A 16,750-nucleotide genomic window follows, 5' to 3' on the forward strand; every position below is an offset into this window, starting at 1 on the left:
CTGCAGCGGCGGCGGGATTCCCTAAGCTTGACGGATGCAACGACTAGCCAGGGCCCTGACCGAAGTCTTCTCTCCCACAGTGGTGGTGTCCGTATTTTTACTGACCACCGGGGCGGTGTCCGATGGTTGGCGCGGCTTCGGGTTTGCCATGCTGGCAGCGCTCTTCACCGCTGTCGGACCCTTTGCCGGCATTCTCCTCGCGACCCGCCTGGGCAAGGTCTCCGATCATCACATCGGGAACCGGCGGCAACGGCTGCCAGTACTTTTGGCTGCCATGGTCTCGGGTGTCCTGGGACTGGTCATCCTGCTCCTGCTCGGCGCCCCGCGCGTCTGCATTGTCGGCCTGCTGAGCGTTATCTTCGGAATGGTCCTTGTCGGCGCGGTGAACACCTTCTGGAAATTGTCCGTCCACGTCTCCGTCGTCACGTTCGCGGCCGTCGCTTCGGTTCTCACCCTGGGACCCGGTTTCCTGCCCGCGTTGGTGATTCCGGCGGCGGTCGGCTGGTCCCGGGTGAAACTCGGCGACCACACCACGGCCCAAGTCCTCGCGGGCATTCCGGCGGGGTGCATAGTCGCCATGGCATATGCCGGGTTCCTTTAGTGCCCTTCCGGACAGGGAAAAGCCCCTCTGACCGGCGTTTGTGCTGGTCAGAGGAGCTTTTCTTTGGTGGGCGATACTGGGTTCGAACCAGTGACCTCTTCGGTGTGAACGAAGCGCGCTACCACTGCGCCAATCGCCCGCATGGCCCGCCGACCCGGAAGGCCGCTCAAGCACTGCGTTGCTTCAAAATCCTAACGGATACCGGCGTTGGCTCATAATCACGCCGCACATCGGCCCAGGAAGCAGGGGCTCCCCCGTGATAACGAAGCAGGGGCTCCCCCGTGATAACGCTGTTGCGCAGCACCGTCCTCGCGAGTGAGCCCCGCCTTCGGCCGTGGCACTGGTCCGTAGGTGGTGCGGCGCCTGAAAATTACAGCGGTAAATTACAGCGGTGTAATCCCGAAATTCCGCGTCTTTCCGGGCCACTCGTCCGCGCGCGGCCCGGTCCTAAGCAGCCTTCGGTGCCTCAATTTGGCGATTCCGCGAACCTTCTGTAAAGTTTTTCTAGCAAGGAACGCCACGAACGCTTCAGAAGGAACGAAGCGGGACGGAAACAAAGAGACCTCAGATATTGAGAAATCGATGTTGTTCCTTATGCGGATGTGGCTCAGTGGTAGAGCATCACCTTGCCAAGGTGAGGGTCGCGAGTTCGAATCTCGTCATCCGCTCGCAGGACACTGTCGGATAGTGTTCGGAGCATTTCGAATCAGTTAGTCGAGTTGCTGGTTTCCGAACTGGTACACGGTGGGGTGGCCGAGAGGCGAGGCAGCGGCCTGCAAAGCCGCGTACACGGGTTCGAATCCCGTTCCCACCTCCACTTTGACGGCAGATAAGCAGATTTCAGCAGATGTTCTGGTGTTCATCTGGGCGATTGGCGCAGCGGTAGCGCGCTTCCCTGACACGGAAGAGGTCACTGGTTCGATCCCAGTATCGCCCACCCAAACAGTCAGCAGCTTCTTCAGGAAGCTGCTTTTTTGTTGCCCGGATTCCTGGCCGGGGCACGGACTCCCGCCACCCTTGCCAGCGCTGGATTGAGTTCAAGGACCAGAGCTCCTTGGCCGCTGCTCCTTGGCAGCGTCAGAATCTGCGATTAGGATTGATTTAGTGGAGCAAAATGGCTCCAAGGAGTGAAGGGAGGTGCCCGTTGTCAGTATTTGACGATATCAAGGGCAAGGCCGCGGGACTGGTTAACGGTAACGAAGGAGCGCTCAGAGGCGGAATCGAAAAGGCCGCGAACTTCATCGACAGTAAGACCGGTGAAAGGTTCAAAGACCAGATCGACGGCGTCCAGAACGCTGCCGGAGGCTTTATCGGCAAAGTGGGCGGCAGCACGACTGCCACCGCAGCCGATGACGGCACCGAGGATCATCGCGCTTAATACTCCCTTCGCCTGAGAATTGAGTCAAAGGGCGCTGGCCCTGCCGGGAGGCAGAGCCAGCGTCTTGGCGTTTAAGGACGCCTGCACAGCCACGCACCATCGAACGCAAGCGTTAGGAAGCCCGATCCTGTCTGACGTCACCACCCCTGAAGTAGACGGTGACCAGGCCGTCGCCGGCATCGTCACGGCACTGGTCGGCTTCACGTCCTCCTGCGCCGTCGTCCTGGCCGGCCTGCGCGCAGTCGGCACCAGCGACGCGCAGGCGGCCTCCGGACTGCTGGCCCTGACGGTGATCTTCAGCATGCGCGTTTTGTTGGTTCCTGGCGCAGCCGGCCGGTCACGTTTGCACGGTCGACGCCCGCGCTGCGGTGCTGAATCCTTCGGTTTCGCGACGCCGTGGCGTTCCTCCATGCTGGTCACGGCATCGGAACCCTGCCGGGGGGCGCCCTTCGGCGGACACGCCATCAATCCGGCGGCTTTCAGGGGGGCGCCGGCGGCCGGAAGTTTCCGGCGTCGGCTGCCTAACTGACTTCCTGCTCCTGGCCTTCGCGGGCCAGAGCCGTCAGCCGGGACACCGCGCGGTAATACTTCTTCAGGTAACCGCCGGCCATCATCTCCGGGCTGAACAATGAATCGAGGGGCACCCCACTGGCAAGGATCGGCACGTCGCGGTCGTAAAGCCGGTCCGCCAGCACCACAAAGCGCAGCGCCACGGACTGCTCGGTAATGGTCTTCACATCGCGCCAGACAACGCCGTCGATCCCGTCCACCAGCTGACGGTACCGGCTGGGATGGACCGCGGCCAGGTGATCTACCAGCGTCACAAAGTCATCCACGGCAACCGTTTTGCCGTCAAATTCCGCTTTCATCGCCGAATCCAGGTCGCTGTTGGACAGCGGCGCCGGCGGCGCCGGCAGCCCGCGGTGCCGGTAATCCTCGCCGTCGATCCGGACCACCTCGAACTGGTCCGCGAGCACCTGGATTTCCCGCTGGAAGTCGACGGCCGCAAAGCGGCCCTCGCCGAGGGACCCGGGCAGCGTGTTGGAGGTGGCAGCCAGCTTAACGCCGGCGTCCGCCAGCTCGCGCATCAGTCGGGACATCAGCACCGTGTCCCCCGGGTCGTCGAGTTCAAACTCATCAATGCACACCAGTTTGTAGCTGCTCAGTGCCTCCACGGTCTTGCGGAAGGACAGTGCCCCCACCAGGTTGGTGTATTCCACGAAGGTGCCGAAGGCCTTGGGACCGGGAGAGGCGTGCCATAGGGAGGCGAGCAGGTGCGTCTTGCCGACGCCGAACCCGCCGTCCAGATAGAAGCCGGACCGGACGGCCGGCTTCTTCGGGGCGAAAAGCCTGCGCAGTCCCTTGGGCTCCGGGGTTTTGATGGAGTCGGCGAACTGCTCCATGGCCCGTACCGCGGTGGTTTGCGACGGCTGCGCGGGGTCCGGCCGGTAGCTGGCGAAGGAGACCGATCCGAAACGCGGCGACGGATAAAAACCCTTGAGGAGCTCATCCACCGTCACTGACGGCATGCGGGCGGAGAGTTGCTCAAGCTTGACCAAGGGGCGGCGTCCATTCGTTGTGGTCTGTGCGGACCGGCGGAGTACGCGGTCCGCCGGCGGATGCAGGGGTGCCCTGCAAGAATACCGCCAAGGGCGACCGGCAGAATGTCGGCCGGTGTGCAGACACTGCCGACGGCGGCGCCCGGCCGGCCGACATTGCGCCAGATTAACGGGCCAGGGGCCTTTATCGGTCGTACGTGGATAAGCTGGTCAGGAGGGCGGCCGCGCACCCGTGTGCCCGCCGACGTTCCGATTGCCGATCCGACGAATTTAGGGGCACCATGCCGATTGCAGCAGAAACGAACAAGAAGTTTGCAGCCTACGCGCATCCCGACCGGCTGGTTTCCACGCACTGGCTAGCCGACGCACTGGCCGCCGGCGCCGCCGCCGATGGTTCGCTGGTGCTGGTGGAGTCCGACGAAGACGTCCTGCTCTACGAAACGGGGCACATCCCCGGCGCCGTCAAAATCGACTGGCACACGGATCTCAACGACGAAGTGACCCGCGACTACGTTGACGGGCCCGCGTTCGCCCAGCTGGCCGCGGCCAAGGGCATCTCGCGGGACTCCACCGTCGTCATCTACGGCGACAAGTCCAACTGGTGGGCCGCCTACGCCCTCTGGGTTTTTACGCTTTTTGGCCACGAGGATGTCCGTTTGCTGGACGGCGGGCGCGACAAGTGGATCGCCGAAGGCCGCGACGTCACCACCAAGTCCACCAAAGTCGAACCGGCCGAATACCCGGTCGTGGAACGCTCCGACGCCCCGATCCGGGCGTTCAAGGACGACGTACTGGCCCATTTGGGCAACCCGCTGATCGATGTCCGGTCTCCGGAGGAGTACTCCGGCCAACGCACGCACATGCCCGCTTACCCGCAGGAAGGCGCCATGCGCGGGGGCCATATCCCCACCGCCGCGTCGATTCCGTGGGGACGCGCGGCCGCGCAGGACGGCACCTACCGCAGCCGGGACGAGCTGGAAGCGCTGTACCTTGACGAAGCTGGCCTGAAGCCCGGCGATGATGTGGTGGCATACTGCCGGATCGGCGAGCGTTCCAGCCACACCTGGTTTGCGCTTAAATACCTGTTGGGCTTCGATACCGTCCGCAACTATGACGGCTCGTGGACCGAATGGGGCAACGCGGTCCGCGTCCCCATTGCCAAGGGCAGCGAACGCGGCGACCTGCCGACGGCGCGCTGACCGCCGTCGGGCCCTCTGCATGCCGCGCTACGTATACCGTCCTTTCTATATTGTCCAATGCAACCCGTGCGCAGTAACCGCGCGGGGAAATTCTGAGTAGGCTGGTGACGATGACTACGACACCCGTATTGCCACCCGCCCTCGCCGACATCGTCGACGATTTCCAGGCGCTGGACGAGCCCGAGAGGCTCCAGCTGCTGTTGGAGTTCTCCCGCTCGCTGCCGCCGCTTCCGGAGCGCCTGACCGATCACCCGGAGCTGCTCGAACAGGTGGTGGAGTGTCAGACACCGCTGTTTTTGACGGTGGAGACGGAAAAGCACGACGACGGCGACGTGATCCGGCTGTTCTTCAAAGCACCTCCGGAGGCGCCCACCACGCGCGGCTTTGCCGGCGTCCTGCATGAAGGTTTGGACGGACTGCCGGCCACGGACATTCTGGCGATCCCGGATGACATGCCGGATCTGCTCGGACTTACCCGTGCGATCACGCCGCTGCGGATGCGCGGAATGTCCGCCATGTTAGGGCGGATCAAGCGCAAAGTGGCCGCTGCGGGCCGTGCGTCCGCCGGTTAGTCGGATACGTTCAGTCCGCCGGCTCCGTCCCGTGCGGCAAATCGTAACGTCCCAGCCGCGGTTTGAGCCATGCGGCCACCAGTGCGTCCCAGCGCTCCGGTTCCACGTTCCACTCCTTGGTGTGCAGAGCGTGGCTGAAGGGCTCGAACGTCACCATTTCGGGGTTGCGTGTGGCCAGTTCAGCCGACGGCCCGTAGGGCACGAAGTCGTCATCAACGCTGTGGATAATCAGCGTCGGCGTGCGCAGTTCCACGGCCCGGCTGACCCAGTCCATGCTCTTCAGATCCACCGGGGCGGCCAAGCCGGTGAGCCGGCGCCCCAGGGGATGGCTGAGCATCAGCTGCCCGTACCGGCCAGCGGCCGCGGGGATTTTGTTCAGCTCAGCCTGATGAGCCAGCACGTCCACCCAGTTAATCACGGGTGCGTCCAGAACCAGCGCCAAAATGATGTTCCGCTGCCTGCTGTGATCGGCGACCTGCAGCGAGATGGCTCCGCCCATCGAATAGCCGAACAGCACCACGTCCTTGGCACCATGGGCGACGGCGAAATCAATGGCGGCCTCGACATCGGGCCATTCCGTGGCGCCGAGCCCATAGCGGCCGTCCCCCGCCGCCGGCGCCTCACCGTCATTGCGGTAGGACACCACCAGACTGTTCAGACCCAGATCGTGGGCGGTCCGGACCGCCCGCAGACCTTCATTCCTGGTGGCACCGCGGCCATGCACCATGATCGCCCAGGTGCTCAGGGCCGGCTCCGCCCGAAACAGCCATGCGGGGGACGGGCCCACGGGCAGGTCGATGGTGACATCCTCCGCCGTCAGTCCCACATCTTCGGGCCCGGCGAAGACGGCCGAACTCCACCAGCCGCGGGCCGCGTGCGCCAGATCCGATCCGGACACCCGCAGCACGTCACGGGTCACCGTGCCTTCACGCGGCACGTAGGAGCGGATGCCGCCAATGACCGCGTGGCCGGCACCGCCGTCGAAGAACAGACTGTAGGTGCCCTGCACCGTGGTTTCCGCCGTGACCGGCAGCACCACCTGCAGGTTCATGCCGTCACGGATCACGGCCAGGATCGGCAGATCCTGCTCGCGGACCCTCGCCGGCGTGACAACCCGGCGGGCGAAGTAGGCCGCCAGCGCGGCCGTGGCCGTGACGAGCAAGGATGCCCCGCCGGCACCAACGCCGATGCCTAGGGCGGCCCATTTCAGCCAAGAATCCCGTTCACCCTCGGAGGGCGCGGCACGGGAATTGCTCATGGACCGTTCGGCTCCGGGAGCCCGCACTGGCGGCGCTGAAGTTGGCATGGTCCCATTCTTCCCAACCCCGCGGAGAACGTCGAGCGGCGCACCGGGAAGGTGCCGAAGTCATCGGAGCCGGCCAAGGATGCCGGCGCAGCCCTCCGCTGGCATACGCTTAGGCCATGACTGATTCGATCATTATTCTGACCGAGGAGCCCTTGGGCGACATCGACGCGGAAAACATCACCCGACTCTACGAAAACGACGACGATGTTGAGCTGCTGGTACTGGTCCCCGCGGACACCAAACGGAACCTGCTCGTCGACGTCGTGGATCAGCTGACTATGCTGGATCTGCCCGGTGCCCTGCGTGAACTGCGGGAAAAGGCCCCCGATCAGGCGGCCGTCCGTGCCGAGGCCGCGCACACCCTGGAGATTTCCCTTACCACGTTGCGGAACGCCGGCACCAAGGTGACCGGCGCCGTAGCCGAGGGAAACGCCGTCGCCTCTCTGGTGGCCAAAGTCAACGAAACGCAGGCACGGCAGGCCGTCGTCGTGACCCGTCCGCATGCCCTCGCAGATACCTTCCGCCGGGACTGGGCCAGTCAGGCGCAGCATAAGCTCGGCCTACCGGTGCTGCACCTGTACGCGGGCTCGGGATTTATTGGCGACTCTTAAACGTTGGAGCGATTATGAGCAATATTGAGAAGACTCCCGAATCCGTGCCAGCCGTGACGCCGGAAGCAGCGTCACCTCAAGCGGCAAAGACCGATCAGCAGTGGCGCGATGAACTCACACCCGCGGAGTTCGATGTGCTGCGCCGGTCAGGGACCGAGCGGCCGTTCACCGGCGAATACTGGGACACACACACCCAGGGCGTGTACCAGTGCCGCGCCTGCGGGGCGGAACTGTTCACCAGCGGGGAAAAGTTTGATTCCTCCTGCGGCTGGCCTTCCTTCTGGGCTCCCTTGGCCGAGGGGAACGTCCGCTACATTCACGACAGGTCACTGGGCATGGACCGCGTGGAAGTCCGCTGCGCCACCTGCGACTCGCACCTGGGGCATGTCTTCGAGGGCGAGGGCCTTGGCAATCCGACGGATCAGCGGTTCTGCATTAATTCCGTGTCGTTGAAGCTCGTCCCGGCGTCCTAACCGGGCGGGCGGCGTTTTCGACGGCCATCCGGATCCGGCCGCCGGCGCCGGCCGTCGGGGTTCCGGCGTCCGGGCGTCCGATCGCCCGGGGTCCGACCCGTCGGGATCTGGCCCTCCGGCAGCAGCGGCGCGTCCAGCACTCCCAACGCTGGGCCAGCGCCGCTTTTTGTTCCCATGAGCATAACTCTTTCTAATGAGAGGGATTATTTGAGATAAGGCTTGCTGTTGCCTTGATACGCTCGGGACATTCCGGCAGTCGCCAGGGCCGGCCATTTCCCGGACCGGGCGCCAGACATGAAAGGACCGGCAACGTGACCGAGACACTCAAGACGACCCCCCTTCCCACCGAACAGTTCAACACCGAAGAGTTCAACACCGAACGGGTCAACACCGAACAGGTCAAACGCGAACAGTTCAGCAGCGGGCAGTTCAGCAGCAAGCCGTTCAGCGCCGAACAGCCGGCCGGCGGACAGCCCACTACTGCTCAGCCCGGCGGGGCGCAGTTGAGCGCCTCGGACGTTGCCGGCAGCGCCGACTGGCTGGCGCTTAAGGCGGCAGCAAGCGCTCTGCAGCCGCTGCAGATCAAGGACGGCTCAGTTCCCGAAGCGGCCGATCATGCCGGCGCCGCGGAACATGTCGGCATCATCTGCCGCTCCATCGAGACGCTGGCCCCGCACTTCCCGCACGACTCTGCGTATCTGCGGCTGCTCGTGAAGGACTTTGGCCACTGGCGGGACTCAGGCTTCGGCGTCCCGGACTTCCTGGATTCGCTGCTCGCCTTCTCTCCTGCCGCCGAGCGCGTCAACGGGCTGGGCCATCTGGTGGTCTTCCCGATGTACACCCAGAACGGCAGCACCAGCCGGCTGGTGGAAGCGGTGCTGATCGAGGTGGTCTGGCCGGACTTCGTCGCCGAGTTGGAATCCGGCGCGTACTCCAACAAGCTCTTCGTCCCGGTCCGATTCCTGGACTTCACCGCCGGCTATGACAGCAATTCCGCAGTGCTTTTCCCGGAGAGCGTCGCGGTACGCGAGACTCCGACCTTCACCTGGGGTGCCATTTTTGCCGACCGCGAAGCAGCCCGGTTCCGCCGCGTGCTGCGTGCTGCCGCCGCCACCACCTCGCTCGAGCTGCCGGCGGACGCCGCGGCGCTGCTCGATGACCAGCAGCTGGCCCAGGAAACGTTCGTCATGTGGGACCTGATCCACGACCGCACGCATATGCGCGGTGAGCTGCCCTTCGATCCGTTCATGATCAAGCAGCGGATGCCCTTCTTCCTGTATTCGCTGGAGGAGCTGCGCTGCGATCTGACTGCCTTCCGCGAGTCGGTGAAGGTGGAGCACGACGACGACGCCTCACCCCAGGCGCGCCGGCACGCCAAACTCGTGCAGTACGCCGTGATCTTCGACCGCATCTTCCGCTTTGCCATCACCGGCAGCCGGGTCCGCAACTACGACGGGCTCGGCGGACAGCTGCTGTTCGCCTGGCTGCATCAGCACCATGTACTGCACTGGACGGACACCAAACTCTCCATCGACTGGGACGAAGTGCCCGACGTCGTTATTGCCCTGGGCACGGCCATCGAGGACTTGTATTGGCGCTCCATCGACCGGCCGAAGATAGCACACTGGCTTGCCGCCTACCAGCTGGTCTCAGCCACCGTGACGCCCAATCCCGGGTCCGTCTGGGCCAAGGGACCCGACGCGCTTCCGCTGGCCGGCGCCCCGCGGGGCCTAACGGATCAGGTGCTGGACGATGAATTCCCGCTCTCCATGTTCTATGAGGCGCTGGAAAAGAAAATGCGCTCCGTGATCGAATCCACCGCGGGCATCACCGGAGAGACCCAGGACGCGTCTGCGGCCGGAACTGACGAGCGCGCGGCCGCCTGAGTGGCTACGCTGGGAGCTGTGAACGGATTGGAAGAACCCCGGCGGCAGCGCACCGTGCTGATCGCCGGGGGCAGCAGCCCCGCCGGCATTGCCGCCGCGCGCGTCCTCACCGGAGCGGGCATGCGAGTGCTCTCGGTCGGCTCGGATGCCTCCCGGATCAGCGCCGCCGTCGCCGGAATGACCGGGGCCACCGGCTTGGTCTGCGACCTGGCGGACGCGTCCGAGGTGGCGGCGCTGGCCGGGCGGATCCATGCCGAGCACGGGCCGGTGGACGGCCTGGTCCATCTGGTGGGAGGCTGGCGCGGCGGCAAGGGCCTGGCCGCTCAAAGCGACGCTGATTGGGACTTCCTGCACCGCAGCGTGCTGACCACCCTGCGCAACACCAGCCGCGCCTTCTATCCGGATCTGGCCGCCTCACCCGTCGGCCGGCTGGCCATTGTCTCCAGCACCTCGGTCACCGCTCCGACGGCGGGTAACGCCAACTATGCCGCCATCAAGGCGGCGGCCGAGGCTTGGACGCTGGCGGTGGCGGACGCTTTCGCCACCGACGCAAGCCAGGGCGCCGCCGTCGTCCTGGTGGTCAAGGCTCTGGTGGACGACGCCATGCGCGCCGCCGCGCCGCAGCGCAGCTTCCCCGGCTTCACCGATGTTTCCCTGCTGGCCCAGGAATTCCTGGCACTGTTTTCCCACCCCGCGGCCGGCCTCAATGGCCGCCGTCAGATCCTCTAGAAAAGGCGGACCCGAACCCGTGACCGAGCATGCAGTGACCGAAAAGGCAGTGCCCGATAACGCGACGGCAGAGAACCCTGTGCCCGACACGACCGGCCCGGTGGCTCCCACTCAGTCGGGAGGCCGGCTGCATGATGCGTCCGTGCGGGGGTTTGCCTCTGACAACTACTCGGGCGTGCACCCGGAGGTCCTGCAGGCACTGGCCGCGGCCAACGAGGGCCATCAGGTCTCCTACGGTGAGGACGTTTACACCACCCGGCTGCAGGAGGTCATGCGCGGCCACTTCGGTCCCGGCGTCGAGGTCTTTCCGGTGTTCAACGGTACCGGTGCCAACGTGCTCGGCCTGCAGTCGGTACTACCGCGCTGGGGTGCGGTTGTCTGCGCCCGGACGGCTCATATCAACATGGATGAGAACGGCGCCCCGGAGCGCGTGGGGGGCATGAAGCTGCTCGCCGTCCCGGCGCCGGACGGCAAACTCACGCCGGAGTTGATAGACCGCGAGGCTTGGGGATGGGGCGATGAGCACCGTGCCCAGCCGCTGGCGGTTTCCATCACTCAAACCACCGAGATGGGCACCTGCTACACGCCGACGGAGGTCCGCGCGATTGCCGATCATGTCCACGCCCGCGGCATGAAACTGCACATGGACGGCGCGCGTCTGGCCAATGCGGCCGCCCACCTGGAGCTGCCGCTGCGCGCGTTCACCTCCGATGCGGGCGTGGACGTGTTGTCCTTCGGCGGGACCAAAAACGGCATGATGTACGGGGAAGCCGTGGTGGCGCTAAATCCCGAAGCGACGTCCGGCCTGCTGTTTTTGCGCAAGATGAACATGCAGCTCGCGTCCAAGATGCGCTTCATCTCGGCCCAGTTCCTCGCCCTGCTCGAAGGGGATCTGTGGTTGCGCTCGGCCCGGCATGCCAATGCGATGGCCACCCGGCTGCGGACCGGCGTGGAGGGAATCGACGCCGTTCGCCCCACCCAGGACACCGAGTCCAACGGCGTCTTTGCCGTGCTCCCTGCTGGCGCGGCGGACAAGCTGCGGGAGTCCTTCCGCTTCTACGACTGGGACGAGGCGGCCCGCGAGGTGCGTTGGATGTGCGGCTTCGACACCACCGAGGCGGACGTGGACGCTTTCCTCGCGGCCATCCGCCGCGAACTCGGCTGACCTCCCCGCCACCCCGTATTCCCCAACCCGCCCCGCGCCCCAACCCCCACTCCCCAACCCGCTCCGCGCCCCCACCCACCAGTCCCCAACCCGCCCCGCGCCCCGTTTCAGGGGATTGACAGCCTCCCTCCAATCTGGTCGACATTCCCCAACTGAGTAGCAGTAGGTGCACTCAAAAGGTGATTTGAGTGCACTTACTGCTACTCAGTTGGGAGCGAGGGGCAGGAGCGTGGGGCAACGGAGGGGACGGGGATATCGGCGCGCCTGCCGTGTATTGCCGTCGGCGCGGCATAACCTGCCAATGTGAGCGCCATAGCACAGGTACCCTCAGAATTCCTGACGGCCTTGGAAACCCTTCGGGAAGCACAATGTCGGAGCGAGCTGCGACTGGAAGAGATTCCGGCGCCGTCGCGGCTTGCACCCTTCGCCGTCGCCCTCGGCGCCGAGGTGAAAGGCACCGGAGCAATCGGTGCCGCAGCGGTCGGTGCCGGCCTGACAGCTGCGGAAGGGACCGGCGCGGGACCAGCCCGCACGGGCGGGTCCGTACGCGCAGTGCACGGACCTGCCCTGATGGCCGCCGCACAGGATGCCCCGGAACTGGCCACCGGGCGTTTCATTCTGCTGCACGATCCGCAGGGTTCCGAACTCTGGGACGGGACCTTTAGAATCGTCACGTACATCCGTGCGCAACTCGAGCCGGACATGGGCAACGACGCGATGCTGTGCTCTGTCGCCTGGACCTGGCTGGTGGACGCGCTGGAGAACCACAACGCGCCGTACCGGGCCGCGGGCGGCACCGCAACCAGAATCCTTTCGGAGAGTTACGGGAGCCTTTCCGGACGACCCGATTCGATCGACATTGAGCTACGGGCCTCGTGGACGCCCGCATCTGCCGATGTCGGCTCCCATCTTCAGGCCTGGTCCGAGATGATCTGCACCTTCGCCGGCCTTCCGCCGCTGCCCGAAGGCGTCACGGCACTACCTGCCAAGCGGCGCAACTGAACATGCGGACCGCTACGGAGCCAGCCTTCAGTAGACTGGGACCATCATGACCACCCCTCATACCGAAAAACGCACCAGAAAACGCAGCGCCAGGACTCCCCGGGCGGCAAAGAATCCGCAGACCGGAGAAGCAATTCCGGAGGCGGCTGATTCCTCCGCTGCCTCTCCCGCGGACGCGGCCACGATGACGGCCGGCGAGCTCAGCGAGGAAATCTCCGGTCTCCCGGCCGTGATTGAGCTGGACGCCCCCCGTGACGGCGTTCCGCTGGTGATCTCCAGCCAGGAGGGACTCCAGCGCTGTGCGGCGGCCCTGGCCGCGGGATCTGGTCCGGCCGGAGTAGATGCCGAACGGGCCTCCGGCTACCGCTACGGCCAGCGGGCCTTCCTGATTCAGATCCGCCGCGAGGGTGCCGGGACCTGGCTCATCGACCCGGAACCGCTGAACGACCTGAGGATCGTCGACGAGGCGCTGCGGGGGGTGGAATGGATCCTGCACGCCGCCAGCCAGGACCTGCCCTGTCTGTTGGAGCTGGGCATGTGGCCGGACAAACTCTTTGACACCGAACTGGCGGCCCGGATCGCCGGTTTGCCGCGGGTGGGCCTGGCCGCGGTGATCGAACAGCTGCTCGGCTTCGGCCTCGCCAAGGAGCACTCTGCCGCCGACTGGTCAACCCGGCCGCTGCCCGAACCGTGGCTGCGCTACGCGGCCCTGGACGTGGAGGTCCTGGCCGAGCTCCGTGATGAACTCGTCGAACTGCTCGAAGCCGACGGAAAGCTCGGCTACGCGGAGGAGGAATTCGCCGCAATCCTTGCCGCAGGAGTTCCGGCGCCCCGGGCGGAGGCCTGGCGCCGCACGTCAGGGGTTCATCAGCTTCGTGACCGCCGTCAACTGGCCGCCGTCCGTGAGCTGTGGCAGGAGCGTGATCAGCTGGCCCAAAAGCGCGACGTCGCCCCGGGCCGACTAATCCCCGATTCTGCACTGGTGGCCGCGGCGAAGGCCATGCCCGTCACCGTGCCGCAGCTGCTGGCGGTTCCCGGGTTCCATGGCCGGGCGGCGAAGAAGGAAGCCCCGCGGTGGCTGAAAACGATCGCTACGGCCCGGGATCTCACTGATCTACCGCCGCTGCAGCTTCCGACAAACGCTCCTCCACCCCCACGCATCTGGGCGGACCGGGACCCGGAGGCTGCAGCCCGCCTTGCCACCGTGCGTCCGCAGCTGGCGAATCTTTCCAATGAACTTAATATTCCGGTGGAGAATCTGCTGACGCCTGATTATCTGCGCCGGGCCAGCTGGCGACCGCCCGCCCTCATAAACACGACAACGGTCTCCGAACAGCTTTCCGAGCTGGGCGCACGTCCGTGGCAGATTTCCCTGACCGCCCCGGTGCTGACCGAGGCGTTCCTGCACCCGGCTCCGTTGCCCCCCAAGGAACCCAAGATCAAGACTGGCGTGGGAACGGCTGCGCACACCAGCCTCGCGGCGGATGTCCCCGGCCGCGTCGCCCACGACGCGGCCGGGGCAGCCTGAAGGACCATCTGGAGCGAAACCGCACCATTGGGGGCTTGGGGAAGATCGGTACAGGATTCAACGATAAGGGTTTGGCTGTTGGTGACGCTTCGGTAGTGAAGGGCTATGCCCAGCGCCTGCCGACGCAGCATGGCATACACGGGAGATCAGCGTGGCATATGGCTATGTTGACTTCGCTGACCCGGAATCCAATGGGCGGAAAACTGGTGCTCAGGATCGAGTCGGCGGCACTATCCCGCCACCGGATCCTGATCCGGTCGACGTTCGGAGTGTCCGGTTGAGCTGAGGGATGAACAGTTACGCGAAGCTGCATCATCCAGGCTTATCGGGGTTTTGTGATGGGAGACTATATGTGTGGCTTCTACAACCGGACGTTTCACCGTTAACGCGCATGGGCCGGCAGCGTGGGATGGTTGAGGGTGGCTGTTCAATCGCTGAAGAGGTACAGAAACATGCCTCAGTGCTTGCGGCCGATGATTTACGGTGCGTCGCTGAATCTGTTTTGAAGGGAGTGGTCCGATGGGGACATTCGTTCCCCGTGTTCTGAGCATTGCGGGCACGGACCCGACCGGCGGCGCCGGAATCCAGGCAGATTTGAAGAGCATTGCCGCGCACGGAGGATACGGTATGGCCGTCGTGACGGTACTGGTCGCCCAGAATACCCACGGTGTCCGTTCGGTACACACGCCTCCGGCGTCTTTCCTTCATGAACAGCTGGACGCTGTCAGTGACGACGTCACGATCGACGCCGTCAAGATCGGGATGCTTGGCAGTGCCGCGATCATCGATGAGGTTGATTCGTGGCTTCGCCGCAGAGTGGCGCCGGTTGTGGTGTTGGATCCGGTGATGATCGCCACCAGCGGCGACCGGCTGCTGGATCCGGGAGCTGAGGAGGCCTTGGGTCGGTTGCTGTACCGTGCGGACCTGGTCACCCCGAATCTGCCAGAACTCGGTGCCCTGCTCAGGGAACCCACGGCGCGTACCTGGGAGCAGGCTCTTGAGCAGGGGAGCCGGCTTTCTGCGGCCAGAAACGTCATCGTCCTCGTCAAGGGCGGCCATCTGGAGGGTACGGACTGCCCGGATGCGCTGGTGGATGCTGCCGGACGGCTGACCGGTCACCGGGAGGTTTATGAGGTCACTACCCCGCGGGTGGACACGGCCAATACGCATGGGACGGGATGCTCCATGTCCTCCGCCATGGCTACCCTGCAGGCGCGCTTTGGTGATTGGACAGAGGCCTTGAGTGTGACCAAAGCGTGGCTGCAGGACAGTCTGCTTCATGCCGGGGAACTGCATGTCGGTTCAGGCGCAGGTCCGATCCATCATTTTCACCAGTTATGGAACCCAACCGTGCCCATTCCGGCTGAGCACCCGCTCCCGGAGCCGTCCGCGGGGGTACCGGGCTCTGACGGTTCCGACGCTACCCACCTCTGAGGGGGCGCTGTATGTTGATGTGGTTATTGGAGGTGTCTGTTTTGGTGGTTTGCAGGGCCGGCCGGTCCACCGGGGGTACCGGTGCCCGCGGTACGGGGGGTCCGGTGGTCGCGCCGCGGTGTCCGGGACGGGAGCCGTTTGGGAAGCGGTTCGGGCAGGGCACGGTGGGAGCACGGCCAGGTGTGGGCGCTGGTTTGGCCGCGGGCTGGGTATATACTCGCTCCCAGTGACACGGGGTGCCGGGCGGCTTTATTGGCCCGGCTGAGATGACACCCGTTGAACCTGATCTAGTTGACACTAGCGAAGGGATGTCCTGCAACGGTTCGCATGGTCCTGGCGCCCGGATCGCATCCTTTCGCCTTATCCGAAGGTGAAGAAACTGATGGAACTGGCAGAGCAAATCGTTCTTGTGACCGGCGGCGGGCGGGGCCTGGGCAGCAGTATTGTGCAGGCGTTCGCGGGCCGGGGGGCGCGGGTGGTCATCAATTACCGCCGCAGTGCCGAAGCCGCCGGGGAACTGGCCGCCGGTTATGGCCCCGCGCAGGCTGTTGCTCTGCAGGCTGACGTCACCGACGCCGGTCAGGTGTCGGTGATGCTGGAGCAGGCCCGGTCCCATTTCGGTTCCGCCGTCACCACTGTGGTCAATAATGCGCTGGCCGATTTCTCGTTTAACGGGGATGCCCGCTCCGGTGCCGGGGATATTTCATGGGCGGAGTTCGAGGCACAGTTCGCCGGCAGTGTCCGGGGTGCTTTGAACACGACCCACAGGCTTTGGAGGGGATGCGCGGCCACGGGTTTGGGCGCATCATCAACGTTGGGACCAATCTGTTCCAGAACCCGGTGGTCCCGTACCACGACTACACCGCGGCCAAGGCCGCCCTGCTGTCCTTGACCCGCACCATGGCCAAGGATCTGGGGCAGCACAATATTGCCGTGAACATGGTCTCCGGCGGCCTGCTGCGCACCACTGATGCCAGCGCCGCAACCCCGGAGGAGGTCTTTGATTACATTGCCGCTTCGACCCCCCTGGGTAAGGTCACCACCCCGGCCGAGTTCGCCGATGCCATCTTGTTTTTCGCCTCGCCTTGGGCGCGGTCGGTTACCGGGCAGAACCTGGTGGTCGACGGCGGACTGGTCATGGACTAGGCGCCCTGGCGATGAACGGAAAACGGCAACTGCGTTTGAACGCTTTCCTGCTGGGAGCCGGCCACCACGGTGCTGCGTGGCGGCGGCCCGGATCGCCGCTGGAGCAGCTCGGAGAGATCGGCTATTATGAGCGGCTCGCACAAAGCGCCGAACGCGGCTTG

At 65.1% G+C, this 16,750-nt stretch carries 14 protein-coding genes, 4 tRNA genes, 2 pseudogenes and 1 riboswitch; of the genes and pseudogenes, 17 read left to right on the forward strand and 3 right to left on the reverse strand.

Annotation, left to right across the window (positions count from 1 at the left end; translation table 11 throughout):
• Positions 1-34: 34 nt before the first annotated feature.
• Positions 35-601, forward strand: a complete 567-nt coding sequence (locus QMG52_RS09785) for a phosphatase PAP2 family protein (RefSeq protein WP_283560220.1) — start codon at positions 35-37, stop codon at positions 599-601.
• A gap of 64 nt (positions 602-665) precedes the next feature.
• On the opposite strand, the gene QMG52_RS09790 is transcribed toward QMG52_RS09785, so the two are convergent.
• Positions 666-740 (reverse strand) — tRNA-Val (locus QMG52_RS09790).
• A gap of 457 nt (positions 741-1,197) precedes the next feature.
• On the opposite strand from QMG52_RS09790, the gene QMG52_RS09795 reads away from it, so the two are divergent.
• The 5 genes and pseudogenes from QMG52_RS09795 to QMG52_RS09815 form a co-directional block, all read left to right on the forward strand.
• Positions 1,198-1,269, forward strand: a tRNA-Gly gene (locus tag QMG52_RS09795).
• A 75-nt stretch (positions 1,270-1,344) separates the two neighbouring features.
• Positions 1,345-1,418: transfer RNA gene (locus QMG52_RS09800), tRNA-Cys, on the forward strand.
• Positions 1,419-1,466: 48 nt separating this feature from the next.
• Positions 1,467-1,538, forward strand: a tRNA-Val gene (locus tag QMG52_RS09805).
• Between the two features lie 207 nt (positions 1,539-1,745).
• The gene (locus tag QMG52_RS09810; protein WP_283560221.1) at positions 1,746-1,979 is read left to right on the forward strand and encodes an antitoxin; all 234 of its coding nucleotides are present in this window, start codon (positions 1,746-1,748) and stop codon (positions 1,977-1,979) included.
• A 124-nt stretch (positions 1,980-2,103) separates the two neighbouring features.
• Positions 2,104-2,339, forward strand: a pseudogene (locus QMG52_RS09815) (benzoate/H(+) symporter BenE family transporter); the annotation flags it as partial.
• Positions 2,340-2,500: 161 nt separating this feature from the next.
• Here QMG52_RS09815 and zapE read toward each other — a convergent pair.
• Positions 2,501-3,538 (reverse strand): cell division protein ZapE, encoded by a 1,038-nt coding sequence (zapE, locus tag QMG52_RS09820; protein ID WP_283560222.1) that lies wholly within the window; start codon positions 3,536-3,538, stop codon positions 2,501-2,503.
• A 281-nt stretch (positions 3,539-3,819) separates the two neighbouring features.
• Here zapE and QMG52_RS09825 point away from each other — a divergent pair, with 281 nt between their 5' ends.
• Positions 3,820-4,737 carry a sulfurtransferase gene (locus QMG52_RS09825; protein WP_283560223.1) on the forward strand — a complete coding sequence of 306 codons (918 nt, stop codon included), beginning with the start codon at positions 3,820-3,822 and terminating at the stop codon, positions 4,735-4,737.
• A 110-nt stretch (positions 4,738-4,847) separates the two neighbouring features.
• Positions 4,848-5,309, forward strand: a complete 462-nt coding sequence (locus QMG52_RS09830; protein ID WP_283560224.1) for a SufE family protein — start codon at positions 4,848-4,850, stop codon at positions 5,307-5,309.
• Positions 5,310-5,319: 10 nt separating this feature from the next.
• Here the strand turns inward: QMG52_RS09830 and QMG52_RS09835 are convergent, their stop codons facing one another.
• The gene (locus QMG52_RS09835) at positions 5,320-6,567 is read right to left on the reverse strand and encodes an alpha/beta hydrolase (RefSeq protein ID WP_502920490.1); all 1,248 of its coding nucleotides are present in this window, start codon (positions 6,565-6,567) and stop codon (positions 5,320-5,322) included.
• A gap of 164 nt (positions 6,568-6,731) precedes the next feature.
• On the opposite strand from QMG52_RS09835, the gene QMG52_RS09840 reads away from it, so the two are divergent.
• From QMG52_RS09840 to QMG52_RS09880, 9 genes and pseudogenes are all read left to right on the forward strand, one after another.
• The gene (locus QMG52_RS09840; protein WP_283560226.1) at positions 6,732-7,226 is read left to right on the forward strand and encodes a hypothetical protein; all 495 of its coding nucleotides are present in this window, start codon (positions 6,732-6,734) and stop codon (positions 7,224-7,226) included.
• Between the two features lie 14 nt (positions 7,227-7,240).
• Positions 7,241-7,699 carry a peptide-methionine (R)-S-oxide reductase MsrB gene (gene msrB / locus QMG52_RS09845; protein WP_283560227.1) on the forward strand — a complete coding sequence of 153 codons (459 nt, stop codon included), beginning with the start codon at positions 7,241-7,243 and terminating at the stop codon, positions 7,697-7,699.
• A gap of 503 nt (positions 7,700-8,202) precedes the next feature.
• Positions 8,203-9,585, forward strand: a complete 1,383-nt coding sequence (locus tag QMG52_RS09850; RefSeq protein WP_283560239.1) for a DUF6421 family protein — start codon at positions 8,203-8,205, stop codon at positions 9,583-9,585.
• A gap of 18 nt (positions 9,586-9,603) precedes the next feature.
• On the forward strand, positions 9,604-10,314 hold the full coding sequence (locus QMG52_RS09855) for an SDR family NAD(P)-dependent oxidoreductase (RefSeq protein ID WP_283560228.1): 711 nt from the start codon (positions 9,604-9,606) through the stop codon (positions 10,312-10,314).
• 100 nt (positions 10,315-10,414) lie between these two features.
• On the forward strand, positions 10,415-11,479 hold the full coding sequence (locus QMG52_RS09860; RefSeq protein ID WP_502920492.1) for a threonine aldolase family protein: 1,065 nt from the start codon (positions 10,415-10,417) through the stop codon (positions 11,477-11,479).
• A gap of 303 nt (positions 11,480-11,782) precedes the next feature.
• Positions 11,783-12,481, forward strand: coding sequence for a DUF3000 domain-containing protein (locus tag QMG52_RS09865; RefSeq protein WP_283560229.1), 699 nt, complete (start codon positions 11,783-11,785; stop codon positions 12,479-12,481).
• Positions 12,482-12,665: 184 nt separating this feature from the next.
• Complete coding sequence (locus QMG52_RS09870; protein WP_283560241.1) at positions 12,666-14,009, forward strand: HRDC domain-containing protein; 1,344 nt, start codon at positions 12,666-12,668, stop codon at positions 14,007-14,009.
• Positions 14,010-14,528: 519 nt separating this feature from the next.
• Entirely contained in the window at positions 14,529-15,443 is a 915-nt protein-coding gene (thiD, locus tag QMG52_RS09875) for a bifunctional hydroxymethylpyrimidine kinase/phosphomethylpyrimidine kinase (protein WP_349361688.1), read from the forward strand.
• Positions 15,444-15,665: 222 nt separating this feature from the next.
• Positions 15,666-15,769: riboswitch (TPP riboswitch) on the forward strand.
• A 56-nt stretch (positions 15,770-15,825) separates the two neighbouring features.
• Positions 15,826-16,589: pseudogene (locus QMG52_RS09880) on the forward strand (3-oxoacyl-ACP reductase).
• Positions 16,590-16,750: the final 161 nt, after the last annotated feature.

This window comes from Paenarthrobacter sp. PH39-S1 (assembly GCF_030063245.1).
Taxonomy (GTDB): domain Bacteria; phylum Actinomycetota; class Actinomycetes; order Actinomycetales; family Micrococcaceae; genus Arthrobacter_M.

Coding starts and splice junctions, on each gene's coding strand:
- QMG52_RS09870 (WP_283560241.1), top strand. CDS start 12,666: ATGACGGCCGGCGAGCTCAGCGAGGAAATCTCCGGTCTCCCGGCCGTG.
- QMG52_RS09840 (WP_283560226.1), top strand. CDS start 6,732: ATGACTGATTCGATCATTATTCTGACCGAGGAGCCCTTGGGCGACATC.
- QMG52_RS09825 (WP_283560223.1), top strand. CDS start 3,820: ATGCCGATTGCAGCAGAAACGAACAAGAAGTTTGCAGCCTACGCGCAT.
- QMG52_RS09785 (WP_283560220.1), top strand. CDS start 35: ATGCAACGACTAGCCAGGGCCCTGACCGAAGTCTTCTCTCCCACAGTG.
- msrB (WP_283560227.1), top strand. CDS start 7,241: ATGAGCAATATTGAGAAGACTCCCGAATCCGTGCCAGCCGTGACGCCG.
- thiD (WP_349361688.1), top strand. CDS start 14,529: ATGGGGACATTCGTTCCCCGTGTTCTGAGCATTGCGGGCACGGACCCG.
- QMG52_RS09835 (WP_502920490.1), bottom strand. CDS start 6,567: ATGAGCAATTCCCGTGCCGCGCCCTCCGAGGGTGAACGGGATTCTTGG.
- QMG52_RS09830 (WP_283560224.1), top strand. CDS start 4,848: ATGACTACGACACCCGTATTGCCACCCGCCCTCGCCGACATCGTCGAC.